The 12130-nt window shown below is 66.0% G+C and carries 14 protein-coding genes; 8 read left to right on the top strand and 6 right to left on the bottom strand.

Translation table 11 applies throughout. The features are described from left to right. Positions 1–16: 16 nt before the first annotated feature. Positions 17–322: a hypothetical protein gene (locus ACLH0K_RS13850; protein WP_411374133.1), complete on the bottom strand. Its 306-nt coding sequence runs from the start codon at positions 320–322 to the stop codon at positions 17–19. A 543-nt stretch (positions 323–865) separates the two neighbouring features. On the opposite strand from ACLH0K_RS13850, the gene ACLH0K_RS13855 reads away from it, so the two are divergent. The 5 genes from ACLH0K_RS13855 (at position 866) to ACLH0K_RS13875 (ending at position 4126) form a co-directional block, all read left to right on the top strand. Next, positions 866–1111 (top strand): hypothetical protein, encoded by a 246-nt coding sequence (locus tag ACLH0K_RS13855; protein ID WP_411374134.1) that lies wholly within the window; start codon positions 866–868, stop codon positions 1109–1111. 73 nt (positions 1112–1184) lie between these two features. Then, positions 1185–1916, top strand: a complete 732-nt coding sequence (locus tag ACLH0K_RS13860; protein ID WP_411374135.1) for an ATP-binding cassette domain-containing protein — start codon at positions 1185–1187, stop codon at positions 1914–1916. After that, positions 1903–3324, top strand: coding sequence for a hypothetical protein (locus ACLH0K_RS13865; RefSeq protein ID WP_411374136.1), 1422 nt, complete (start codon positions 1903–1905; stop codon positions 3322–3324). Before ACLH0K_RS13860 ends, ACLH0K_RS13865 begins: the two co-directional genes overlap by 14 nt. A gap of 13 nt (positions 3325–3337) precedes the next feature. Next, positions 3338–3649, top strand: coding sequence for a hypothetical protein (locus tag ACLH0K_RS13870; protein WP_411374137.1), 312 nt, complete (start codon positions 3338–3340; stop codon positions 3647–3649). Between the two features lie 3 nt (positions 3650–3652). Beyond that, positions 3653–4126 (top strand): hypothetical protein, encoded by a 474-nt coding sequence (locus ACLH0K_RS13875; RefSeq protein ID WP_411374138.1) that lies wholly within the window; start codon positions 3653–3655, stop codon positions 4124–4126. Between the two features lie 60 nt (positions 4127–4186). Here ACLH0K_RS13875 and ACLH0K_RS13880 read toward each other — a convergent pair whose 3' ends face one another. The 4 genes from ACLH0K_RS13880 to ACLH0K_RS13895 form a co-directional block, all read right to left on the bottom strand. Continuing rightward, positions 4187–4756, bottom strand: a complete 570-nt coding sequence (locus ACLH0K_RS13880) for a DoxX family protein (RefSeq protein WP_411374139.1) — start codon at positions 4754–4756, stop codon at positions 4187–4189. Between the two features lie 122 nt (positions 4757–4878). Continuing rightward, complete coding sequence (locus ACLH0K_RS13885) at positions 4879–5859, bottom strand: NAD-dependent epimerase/dehydratase family protein (RefSeq protein WP_411374140.1); 981 nt, start codon at positions 5857–5859, stop codon at positions 4879–4881. Continuing rightward, positions 5856–8522, bottom strand: coding sequence for an alpha/beta fold hydrolase (locus ACLH0K_RS13890; RefSeq protein WP_411374141.1), 2667 nt, complete (start codon positions 8520–8522; stop codon positions 5856–5858). Before ACLH0K_RS13890 ends, ACLH0K_RS13885 begins: the two co-directional genes overlap by 4 nt. After that, positions 8516–9538 carry a 3-oxoacyl-ACP synthase III gene (locus ACLH0K_RS13895; protein ID WP_411374142.1) on the bottom strand — a complete coding sequence of 341 codons (1023 nt, stop codon included), beginning with the start codon at positions 9536–9538 and terminating at the stop codon, positions 8516–8518. Before ACLH0K_RS13895 ends, ACLH0K_RS13890 begins: the two co-directional genes overlap by 7 nt. Before the next feature lie 169 nt (positions 9539–9707). Between ACLH0K_RS13895 and ACLH0K_RS13900 the strand changes: the two genes are divergently transcribed. From ACLH0K_RS13900 to ACLH0K_RS13910, 3 genes are all read left to right on the top strand, one after another. Continuing rightward, a complete protein-coding gene (locus tag ACLH0K_RS13900) occupies positions 9708–10091 on the top strand; it encodes an STAS/SEC14 domain-containing protein (RefSeq protein WP_411374143.1) in 384 nt (127 codons plus the stop codon). Positions 10092–10496: 405 nt separating this feature from the next. Continuing rightward, a complete protein-coding gene (locus tag ACLH0K_RS13905; RefSeq protein WP_411374144.1) occupies positions 10497–10724 on the top strand; it encodes a monooxygenase family protein in 228 nt (75 codons plus the stop codon). Positions 10725–10838: 114 nt separating this feature from the next. Further along, the gene (locus ACLH0K_RS13910) at positions 10839–11414 is read left to right on the top strand and encodes a hypothetical protein (RefSeq protein WP_411374145.1); all 576 of its coding nucleotides are present in this window, start codon (positions 10839–10841) and stop codon (positions 11412–11414) included. Here the strand turns inward: ACLH0K_RS13910 and ACLH0K_RS13915 are convergent. Further along, positions 11408–11905, bottom strand: a complete 498-nt coding sequence (locus ACLH0K_RS13915; RefSeq protein WP_411374146.1) for a universal stress protein — start codon at positions 11903–11905, stop codon at positions 11408–11410. The two genes, ACLH0K_RS13910 and ACLH0K_RS13915, sit on opposite strands and share 7 nt — an antisense overlap. Positions 11906–12130 lie beyond the last annotated feature (225 nt).

Below are 12130 nucleotides of genomic sequence, written 5' to 3' on the forward strand. Positions count from 1 at the left end.
GCCGGCCGGGAATCCGCTACCACGTCTCGTTGCGGTCCTCAGGGTAATCGTCCTCGTCCTCGGGCGGGGGCGCCAGGACTTGTTCAACAAGGTCACCTTCCGCGGCTTTCCCTTCCGCGGCGCCCGCTAGGGCCGCATAGCCGGGAGCGCCGGCCCGCACATCCAGGTGCTGCTCGAGAACGTCCGCTTCGGAAGCGTCCTCCGGCAGCCCATCCGCCAGGCCGAAGTCATCCGAACCTTCAGGCTGGACAGGAGTGCGCTGCTCAAGAGCATCAGCTTCCGGTACATCCTCCGGCACTTCCGGGTGTGAGCCGAGGTTCATGATTTTCCTCCTATGACCACCTGGTGCTGGTACTCCACAATGCTGGATGGCCATCCGGAACCCTGCGGACGGCCTCCTGCACCAGTCTTGCACCGGCGCCACCGGTTCACAACAGACCCTCCCCTCGGGCCGTGCGCGGGTTGAAGCGCTTGGACGCGTACAGCGTGGAACACTGTGCCGGCCGCCCTCCAGCCCCGGTCCCTACTTGCAGAATGCAGCCTCACCGCAGCATTCTTCCCCCTCGCTTACATTTGACTTGGCAGCAGCTAATAATTGGGTCCGTGAAGTGCGCGCAAATTATCATCGCAAGCGTCGTCATGGCACTCGCGGCAAATTATACGTCGATGCAATTTCGGCGTGCCGACTCTTGTAATAAGGGTGCTATCTTCTCCTGCAGCAATGAGGAGGGGGAGTTTACGCAACCATAAGCTCGGGTTCATAAACTCGTTTGACTAACCGCCTTCGCCTCGTTACTCTCATGCAGGGGATTCGGTCAAAGGGGGGAATGACCTTCCGCTGATTCCTCAATGAGGGGAACAATAAATGGGAACAGCACTTCAGCTCATGATTCCTGGCGGCGCTGTTATCGAAGCAGACATTAAGCGTCGCTTCGATGCAGCTCTTGTTCGGTTCGATGGCTGGTTCATCGTCGCGATTGGTGTGTTGATCGTCCTGGGCGGTGCCATGCTGCTGGGCATGGCCGCTTGGTGCGTAATTTACCAGCGCAAGACATTCACGGGTGCCTGGTCGTTTAACAACGGGTGGTCCGTCAACGTACAGTGCGTGTAGCTAAATGAGTGCTGGGGAGCCTGCCTGTGTCGATGGGCAGGCTCCCTTAACCAAAAGTATTAAGGCAAAATTAATGAAGGCTGTACTCGACGTTAACAACGTTTCCTTTTCATATGGGAACGGCCCCATAGTTCTGTTCGAAACAGACCTCGCCGTTGGAGAGGGGCAAATTGTGGGCCTTGTCGGGCCCAACGGCTCGGGCAAGTCCACGTTGATTAACCTGATTTTTGATAATTATCAGCTCAAGCAGGGAAAAATTCGACTGTCCGGTTATGGGCACCATGAACTGGCCGGAAAGAAAACAGCGATATACCTGCCTAGCGAAGATTTTCTTCCTGACTTCCTCACGGGGCTGGAGTACTACCGTGCAGTGGAACGCATGTACGGGACATCCACGGTAGGCGCCGGCGAGGTGAGCTCCGCGTTCCAGGCTCTCGGCATGGCAGGGCGCGAGGAGCACCTGATCGAGGACTACTCACACGGCATGAAGAAGAAGGTCCAATTCCTGACGGCATTCCTGCTGGACCGGCCGCTCACCGTGATTGACGAGACTTTCAACGGCATTGATCTGGACGCGCAACGCTACTGCACCCGCCAATTGGCGGCTATGCGTGACCGCGGCAGGGCTGTCCTCCTTTGCACGCATGACTTCCCGCTGCTTGAGGAAATCGCAGACGAGGTTGTCGTCATGAAAAATGCCCTGGTGCTTGACCGAATTTCGATTCAGGAACTGCGGACTGAGGGCACAACGCTGAAATCGCGTGTGGATGAGATGCTGTTTGGAAGTGAGCATGAAAGCGTCTAACACAGTCCTGCTTGTCAGGCTGCTGTCGACCTACATGCGCAGGCGCGTATTGTCGCAGGGCCCACTGCGGGACCCCTTTTTCAGGCTGGGGATAGCGGCGGCGGCAGTGTTCTCGCTTGCTGCCCTCACCCTTTTTGCTTACCTGTTCCTGAAGCCGGCCCTCGCTGAGGCCGGCAACCTGGAGTTCCTTGCCCGCATCGCGAGCATCTCGACGGTGTACTGGACCGTCCTCGCCTTCCTCTTTGTCCGTGTCCTCTTCGGCCGGTCGTCGGACATGATGACGTTCACGTGGCAACTGCCGATGACAAACCAGCAAAGATCTGCGGCCTTGGCCGTCTTCGAGGCACTGATCATCCTCGGTGTCATTGGGGTTGTATTTATCCCTGTCACCCTGGCGGTGGCGATCCTGGCCGGGTTCCCGGGACTGGTCCTCATTCTCGAGGGCGTCGTTTTTCCCGCGGTTAGCGCCTTTATGACACTCCTGATTTTCAATAATCTTCTGATGCGGACCGTTAATGCTTTGAAGTTGCCCCGGATCGCGGTTCTTGTCAGCTTTGTCGTCTGCGCCGCGATACTGGGAGCATTCTCTACAGTCGCCCAGCCGCTTGCCACCGCCATGTCGGATGATTTCCTCAACCAGCGGGATGGCTACCATGCAACCGACATGTTCATTACCATCGGCAGCCTCTACGGCCACTTAACTGCTGTCGCGGCATTCGCGGCTATCGTCGCAGCGGCAGCTTTTGTAGCGTGGTTGACGGTCCCGCACACCTACACCGCTGCCCGGAAGTTTTTCAGGATCAGGTTTCGCCCGTCCTGGACCGCCAGGGAGCTCGGGTGGTACGTGACGGCATGGGCTAGGAGGGCGGATACCTGGCTCGCGATAGTGGCAACGTATGCCCTCGCGTCCGTGCTGCTGGTACAGGCTCCTGGCAACCTCGGCTACGCGGTGGGGATCCTGACCACGCAGGCCCTGTATCACTTCTCGGCAACCCGCACGATCAGGCAGCTGCCCGGCAACGCCGCGACTGCAGGACGGACCCTGGTCCTCCTGCTTGCTTCCCAAGTTATCGGGTTGGTTGTTGCGTCATTGCCGGTCCTGGCGGCGGCATTAATGACCGGAACAAGCATCATCCAGATTCTGCTGACGCTGGGCGGCTGCATCAGCGGCGTGATCCTGCTGAATCTCCTCGGCATCCTGTTTCCCCAGGACCGGGACAACCCCTTCTCCGCGATAGTGAGCTACCTCGTGTGCCTCCTCATCATTGCGACGCTGGTTGTTGTCTTCGGAGTCGTTGAATTGCCCCTTGCAGTCATTGTTGTCCTCCTCACCGCGTTCCATGCGGCGGGCCTCTACTACTCCTACTTGGGCATCCAGGTTTCAATTCGAAAGGCGCGGTATGCGTAAGGTTTTGTTGGGCGTGAACTCACTATTCGGCGGAGCGGTCCTCACACTCATTTTTGCCGTGGGCGCCATCCTTCTGCTGATGGCAACCACCCCGGAGGTTGACGTGCGGAAAGAGGGGCTCTTTGGCGCGGTATTTTTCAGTTCCGCCAGTTCCCCCGATGGCAGCATCGGCATGTCCCTGGGAATTGGCTCGTGGGAAAGCATGGTCGCGTTCTGGCTCGTGTGCAGTGTTTTCGTGTGTGCCCTGACCATCGTGGTGACCAGGCTTCGCCGCTACCGGGCCTCCCTCATCGCCCAGGCAAACGCCCGGCGCCCCAGCCTCTGACCGGTGATACACCCTGTCAAAACCCTCGCCCTGCATGTGGGAAGGTGGGCAGGCGCTGCCGCTTTCTTTCCGCTCCTGGGCGTCGTTCTTGGTCTGTCCATCAATGATGCTGCCCTGGCCGGGTTCTTTGGCGTGTTCGTGATCCACTCGGTCGTGGGCCTGGGGGGCTCGTACTTCCTGCATGAGGCGGCCCACCTTGTGCTGCTGTCAAAGTACCCAACCATCGAGAAGGTGGAAGTCACGGCGTCCTGGGCACGGTTTTCCGTTCATCCCAGCGGCAGTGTCACACCGCTCCAGGCGATTGGAGTCGGTCTGAGCGGGCCGGTCGCCTGCTGTATCGTCGGAGCAGTTCTGTGGCAGGTCGGCTCCCCCTTGGCAGCTTGGTACCTCGGCCACCTGGTTTTCCTGCTTCCCGTTTTTGGCGACGGAAAGGCCGTCCTGATGTCCCTCAGGAGACTTCGCGCTGTGTCCAGCTGACGTGGGTACAGTGTCTGGCAGGGCCAAAGGGGCTCTAAACCGCGAAGGGGCTGGCCGGACTCAGATGGATGCTTCTTCCGCCGGGGCCGCTTCGGACGTCGGGGTATTGTCCTCCGCCAGAGCCTTCCGGCGTCGGTAGACCTGGACGGCTATCGCCACCGGTATGGCTGTGACGGCAACTGCCCGCATCCACGGCCTGTCCAGGACATGGCCTGTCAGGGCATCCAGGGAAACCCGGCCCGGTCCGCCAATCGCAAAGGACGTGGCTGCAAGGCCAAGGACAGCGGGGTATTCCAGGCCGCCCTCCATAGCGAAGAAGCCGTTGGGTGCATGCACGCTGGCGGCGACCCCCATGGTGGTGGCCGCGGCTGCTCCGGCTACCGGCGTCGCGAAGCCGAGGGCAAGGGCCAGGCCGGCACCCGCTTCACCTAGTCCGGCGAGCATGGCACTGGTTTTCGCTGGCCGGAACCCCATGGCATGCATGCCTTTGCTGGTCTCCTCGATGCCGCCACCGCCGAACCAGCCGAATAGTTTCTGCGATCCGTGGGCTACCAGAACTCCGCCAAGCGCGGCACGGAACAAAGTGCGGGCGGCGGTGGTCGCAGCAGGGGTGACGTTTTCTTGGCTCATGGCGATCCTTTCGGAGGAGTCTTGCGGGATCAGGCTGTGGCGCCATTTTACGGCGCAAAGTGCACACGCCAACGGGCTGTGTTGTGAATCTGAGGTATTCTTCCGATTCTGTCCGGACCTACTCAGGCTGGCGGCCTGCCCCCGTAATGCTCCGCCAGTCGCGCCAGCCCCTCGTCCAGCGAGACGGCGGGCGTCCAGTCGAGGAGTTCGCGGCTCTGGCGCTGGTCGAACCAGTGCGCGGTGGACAGCTGCTCGGCCAGGAACCGGGTCATGGGCGGCTCTTCGGTGCGCCCGGCCCAGGTCCAGGCCTTCTCCACCACTGCTCCCGCCGCCCGCGCCACCCTTCCCGGCACGGACCATCGCGGTGCCGGGACACCTCCCGCGGCGCAGATGCCGGCCAGCAGCTCCCCTACCGGGCGGGGTTCGCCGTTGGTCACCACCAGGGCCCGGCCATGAATGTGGTCCATCCGGAACAGCGCCCTGGCGATCGCCGAGGCGGCGTTGTCCACGTAGGTGGTGTCGATCAGGGCCGCGCCGGCGTCGAGCAGCGGCAGCCGGCCGCTGCGGGCGCGGTCCAGGACCCGTTCCACCAGCTGCGTATCACCGGGACCCCAGACGATGTGCGGACGGACCGCCGCCACCCGGAAGTCCGGGAAATCCGCCGCGAGGGCCAGCAGTTCAGCTGCAGCCTTGGTGCGGGAGTAGTCCCCGTGGGCGCGCGCAGGGTCGGCCGGCTCCGCCCCCAGCCCCGCGATGGCTGCCCCGGAGTTGGCCACCGACGGCGAGGACACGAAGACCAGGTCACGGACCCCGGCCGCGCGGGCGGCCTGGAGCAGCCGGCGGGTGCCCTGGACGTTCACCTCGTCGAACTCCGCGGCCCGGCCCGTGAACGAGACTTTCGCTGCCAGGTGGATGACGCCCTCGGCGCCACGCACGGCTTCCTGTACCGCCCGGTCATCCGTGACGGACCCGCAAACGTCCGCGGCGCCGTCGACCCCTGCCGGCCGGCGCTGGAACGTGGTCACCTCGTGGCCCTGGCGCACCAGCAGCCGCGCCGTTTCCCGCCCGAGCATGCCGCTCGCACCGGTGACCAGGACCCTCACGGCGTGCCCGGCCGGCCGCCTGCCAGCACCCGCGTGGCCCAGCGGGAGAGGCGGGTCCTGTCGATCTTGGCGTTGTGCCGGATGTCCGTGGGCTGCGCGGGGACCGCCAGCACGGCCGCAACGTCCACGTCGGCGTCCCGGGCGGCGTTGCGGACACGCGCGGCGAGCTGCGGTTCGGCCGGGCCTGCCCTGCGGACCGGAGGGACGGTTTCGACGACGGCGACCACCGCCTGGGTGCCCGCGGGCCCCACCCCGGTGATCGCCGCAAGCCGTACGCTGTCCAGCCGTTCGATCGCCTGCTCCGCGGCCACCGGCGTCACCGCGGCAGCGGGCGCCGTCACCACGTGGGCGAGCCTGCCCTCCACCCAGAGCCGGCCGGCGGCGTCGAAATGTCCCACGTCTCCCGTGCGGTGCCAGCCGGGGATGCCCGCGCTCGCGGCCTGGGTCAGCCAGAGCCTGTCGTAGGCGTCCTTCACGTGCGGCGCGCTGACCAGGATTTCCCCGGTCACGCCGGCGTCGGTCATGGGCTGGAATCCGGGCGCGGTGCCGTCCGCTGCCAGCGGGACCACGGCCACCCGCGCACCGTGGACGGGCCTTCCCACGCAGACTCCGTTGCCGGCGCCCGGCACCGTGCCGGCGGCAGCGTCGGCGTCGGCCGCCTGGATCTGTTCGAGGCTGATATCCGTGACGGGCAGGGCCTCCGTCATCCCGTACGGGGTGTGCAGCGAGGCCTGCGGCAGCAGCCGCTGTACCTCCGCCAGGAGCGGTTCCGGAACGGGCGCGCCGGCCGACAGGAGCACCTCCACCTTCCCCAGCGCCTGCTCCCCCGTCTCACTGAGGCTGTCCCGGGTGGCCAGGACATTGCGCAGGGCTGCCGGCGAGGCGAAGACCACGGTGGCGTCGATGGCCGCGGCGGCATCGGCAAGCGCGCGGGCCGTCAGCGTGCGGGGCGCGGTGACGTCCATGTCCGGCGTTACCGAGACCGCTCCGAGCGCCGGTCCCAGCAGGGCGAACGGGGCAAAACCCGCCACCAGCCTGGCTCCGGGGCGGATCCCGAACGTCGCGGCCACGGTGTCACGCATGGCGGCCAGCTGCCGGTGCGTGTAGAGCACGCCCTTGGCCGGGCCCGTGGACCCGGAGGTGAAGAGCACGGCGGCCGGGGCGTCCGGGTCCGGGGCGTGCGACGGCGTTTCCTGGCCTGCACCTTTGCCTTGCCGGGCGAGGGCTGCGAGGGAGGTTTCCACGCCCAATGCGCGACGGCGGGCGGCCGGGAGGTTCCGCACGCTGATCCGCCGTCCGGGCCAGCCGAGCACGGAGGCGGCGGCGAGGGCTTTGTCGATGCCGATAAGAAAGTCAGGGGTGGCGCCCTTTACTGCGCGGCTCAGGCCCTTGGTTCCCAGCCCGGCGTCGGCCACCACCACCACGGCACCCAGCTGCAGGCAGGCATAGAGCGCCACGGTGAGGTCCACGCCGGGCGGAACCATTAGGCTTACCCGGCTGCCTTTTTCCACTCCGGTTTCGCGGAGCCCGGAGGCGAGGTCCCGGATGTTCCTGTCCAGCTGCTGCCAGCCGAGCGAGCGGGCAACGGTGCCGTCCGGCGCCATTTCCGCGACGGCGGTGTCCCCTGCGTTGGGCCCCGCGGCCTGTTCGTCCAGCAGGTCCCACAGCGGGCGGAAGGCTGCTGGCTCGCTGCTGTCCTCCAACCGCGGGCTGTCCGCAGCAGGCGCGCTTCCGGTCAGGCGCTCGGCGAGCCACTGGAAGATCGGCGCCGCGATGTCCCGGTCCTCCGCCACGAGGTGCCCGGCGCCCTCGAACCGGTGCACGTCCGCATGCGGCAGCCGGCTGATGAGGTCTTTGAGGTACCGGTCGGAGAAGATCGGATCGCGGGGTCCCCACAGCATCAGCGCCGGGACCGTCAGCCCGCGCAGCCCTTCAGCCACCCGGGTGAGCGCCGGGTAGCTGGGGTGGGACGCGTCCACGGGGATGTCCGCAACGAAGTTCCCCACCCCGGCCCTGCGGTGCGCACCGCGGTACGGAGCCATGTACGCCTTCCGGATGTCCGCGGGCAGCGGCGGGTGCGCCAGGGAGTGCGTTACGCGGAGGAAGGCGTCCGACGTCGTGGTCCCCCACTTGTGCACGGCGGGATGCAGGGCCAGCTGCAGGGCCGGCGGAATCGTTGAGCCGGAGGGCTGGTGCACGGCCGTGTTGGTCAGCACGACGCCGGCGAGCTGCTGCGGGTGCGCGAGGGCCCAGCCGAGGCTGATGACGCCGCCCCAGTCATGGCCCACCGTGACCACTGGCCCGTCCAGGCCCAGCGCATCAGTGAGGTCGCCGAGGTCGTTGATCCGGTCCGCCAGCCGCCGGAACGTCCCGGTCCGCTCGGAGTAGCCCATGTCCAGCTGGTCCACCGCCACCACGCGCCACGGATGGGCCGGGTCCGTTCCCGCCGCCAGCAGGGTCCGCCACAGGTAGGACCAGGTGGGGTTGCCGTGGACGCAGAGCAGGGTGCCGGCCGGGGTGAGGCCGAGGCGGGACAGCTGGTCGCCGTTATCCAGCAGATGCCAGCGGCGGACGGTTCCCGGCTGGTCTGTGCCGGCGGTGGACACTACATCCAGCGTGCGGGACCACCCGGGGTCCAAGCCGGGCCAGCCGGCGGCTACCAAACGATTTCCATCATGGCGGTGTTCAGCCCGGAGCCGACGCCCATGCACAGCACGCGGTCGCCGGCCTCCAGCGACTGTGCTTCGGCGGCAAGCGTCATGGGCAGCGACGCCGGCCCCACGTTGCCCCAGTGCGGGAACGTGATGGGCACCTTGTCCGGGTTTAGGTCGATGGCGTCAATGATCGCCTGGGTGTAGGCGTTGCTCACCTGGTGCGTGACGTAGCGGTCCATGGCCGCCCAGTCCCACTCCGGCTGCGCCTCGTGCCAGGCGTCGAGCACGAGTTGCAGGCCGCCGTCGAGCAGTCCCTTGGTGTCTGTGTTCATGCCGTCGATGCCGCCCACGCACAACTCGTGGTGCTGGGTTCCGGCGCGCATCACGCCGCCCACTATCCGGTGCGAGCCGGGGTGCTGGTCCGCGGGGCCCAGGACGGCTGCGGCCGCTCCGGAGCCCAGGGTGAGCGTGGCGAACTCGCGGTTAAAGTCCTCGCGCGTGGTCTCCGGCCGCTGCAACCGGGCGAGCGTGGCTTCCTGTGTTGCCTCGGCATCCTCGCCGTTGACGATCATGGCGTATTTGATCTGGCCGGAGTCGATCATGCTGGACGCCAGGGTCAGGCCGTTCACGAAGCCCAGGCACGCGTTGGCCAGGTCAAAGTTCATGGCCGACGACGGCAGGCCGAGTCCGTGATGGATCCTCACCGCGACGGACGGCTCCAGATTGCGCCGGGTCACGGAGGTGTTGATCAGCAGGCCGACCTCGGATGCCTCGATGCCCGCCTCGGCCAGGGCCTTGGCACCTGCCTCGATGGCGGCGTCGTCAAAGGATGTCCCCGGGGCCCACCAGCGGCGGTGCGTGATGCCCGCAACGCGTTCCAGGAGCCGCGGCGGGAACTTGAGCCGCCGCAGGGTGGGAGCCAGCCTGCGGTCGAACTCGGCGGAACTGACGATCCGTGGAGCTTCGACACTGCTTACCGACAGCAGCCCGGCGTTGCTGTGCCGGAAGGTCGCATTCCCTGCCAAATTCAAGCCCCTGTCCGTATCCGTCCTACTGCAATGCGGTGCCCTTACCCATAAATGGAGGCCCGAAAGCTTAACTATGCTTTCACGGACGCGGTTCCTGCACCTCGCGGCGCGCGGCACCGTCACCTAAAGACGCCCCGCAAAGGTCCTGTTGGTAGAGTTCCTGTCCGTGGAGACCCTGATCATCGACGGCGGCAAGGGCACCCTGGATCTCCGCACAGACGGGATCCTGTACCTGCGCTGGCAGCCCCGGGCCAGCCTGGAGGAGGCTGACATCCAGTCCGCCATGGTGCTGGTGAACAATGTTTGCCACGGCCAGTCCCGGCCCCTGCTGGTGGAGATGACAGAGGTGGAGACCGTCAGCCACGCCGCCCGGGCCGCCTTCGCCACCCCGACTGCGGCGTCCCGGATTGCCCTGCTGGGCGCCAACCCGGTGGACCGCGTGCTCGCGGGCTTCCGCAGCCCGAACAGCCATCCGTGCCCCACCCGGTTCTTCACGGACAAAGCCGAGGCTCTGGACTGGCTGCTGAGTGATGCCGCCCGCGCCCACTGAAACCCGCCTTTCCGCACCCGAACGGGCCGCCCTCAGGGAGGAAGGACGGACCGTCGGCGCGGCTGAGCCGCGGAACACTTCAGGTGCGCCGTCAGCGGCGGCTGCCGCCGTCGTCGTGAGCGTCCCCGAACGGGGCGGGCCTTAATAACGGTTCCGCGGGGGACGCACCTGGCCGGCGCGCGCCTGCTTTGCCTTCCTAGCCTGCAGTACCCGGCTGATGACGGCGGGAAGCAGAGCGAAGAGCAGTTTTTTCATGACACTGTTCCTTTGATTGTAGAGCCGGGCTGGCAATTAGTAAGTAGGGTTACCAATTAGAATGGTAAGCATACTTTTCATCTTTCACGCAAGGAAGGTTGGGGAATCCTTATCTGGTTTCGCGAAAGGCAGTTGTTCGGGCGGACCACCATGAAGCCGTGGCGCAGCTTTATGAAGGAACTTTCGGGGTCCGGGGACGTGGGCATCTGGCATGAGACGTACCAGGTTCCGGCCACTGGAATCGAGACGGTCTACAGCGGAATGCCGTTGTTTGGGCTGGCAAAAGCCACCGCGCAGGTGCCCATAGGAGCAGGCACCAACACGGCAAAGCAGCGGATGGGGAAGTTCGCGGGCGGGGCTGCAGGCAAAACCCCCTAATCCCCCTCCACGGCGGTTGTTTTTGTTGGGGCTCCTGATGCTGGACAGTCCGCCCGGCATGTCGCACCCTTGTTCCATTGCTTCAGCAGCGGGGCCAGTGGACAGGAGACCGGTATGGCCAACTCGTCAGGCTTTATTGCACGTGCTTTCCACCGCAACCTACCCGCCCATCCCGCACCGCCCCTGGTCCACCTGCTCCCGGCATCGGGAAAACAACTGCGGGCCCGGGTGGAACCTCGTTTGGCCGAGCTTGTTGGAACCATCGTGGCCTCGCTCCGCGCCGCCGGCCTGCAGCCCGTGCCGGTTACCGATCCCCACGGCAGGCACTGGGCGCCGGCCTATGTGCTGGGCACCTTGACGCACGACGACAGCCGCCCCGGTTCCACGCCCCGGCTGGCGGTTGCGGAGGTGGTGCTGGACGGGTCCGGCAGGATGGTCCGCAACCACCCGGTTGAAGTGGTTGGCGGTGTACACAGGCTGATGCCGGTCAGCTGCCCGAGCCTGGCCGACCGTTACGAACAGTTCATCAATGCCGTACGGGCCGCCGAGGAGCCCCGCAGCGGGGACATGGTCCTCACCCGCCACGGGGACCTGCTGATCGCCGCCGGAAGCGGGCCTGTTGCTCTGGCCGACTACCTGGCCGGACTGTGCCGTACCGCCGCAGGGCACCGGCACCGCTTGCTTCAGTAACTGGCCCGGTTCCCCGTCCGCCTGGCCCTGGTGTGTTCGGGAACCACGACCACCGGCCTGCCCTGGAGCCGGGCCAGCTTGTCCGCCACCCCCGTCTCCAGCGCCCTGCCGAGTTTCGCCAGGGGGCCGCCCCGCCCGTTTCCGACCATCAGCATGCAGGCCCCCGTGCTGTCGGCCAGCCGCGCCAGCGCGGAGGCAACGTCGCCGTGGAGTTCACGGAAGGACCACGCTGTTCCCTGCGGGCCCAGGATTCCGGTCAGGCTGGCGCGTACCTCGCTGGCAGGATACAGCGCCTCCTCGTTCACCACGGGGTCAAGCGATGCCGCCGTCCGGGTGCGGTAGGGCTCCCACTCGGTCAGGACGCTGGCGGGATCCACGTAGGCGCACACCAGGTGGACCCCGAGTGCGTCAGCCAGTTCGGCGCCGGCGCGAACCAGCACAGGCGGAACCGTCCACGGGACGCCAAGAATCAGCGGACCGGTGTACGCCACGGTGTGCCTCCCTCTGCCAGAATGCCCCGCCGCTGCACATGATCCGCAAAAACCGCAGTCCCGGCAACAGGTTGTTTTCGACCCCCAAACTCAGATTCGACGCGCACTTTCCCTGGCGCACCCCGAATGTTGGCGCGTCAGGGAATTTGCGGGTCGATACGGAAGGTGCGCGTCGCCAGCAGTTCTCCACATAGCGGCGCCGCCCCCTCCCGTCGGCGAGGCGCG

The organism is Arthrobacter sp. MPF02 (assembly GCF_046605375.1).
GTDB lineage: Bacteria > Actinomycetota > Actinomycetes > Actinomycetales > Micrococcaceae > Arthrobacter.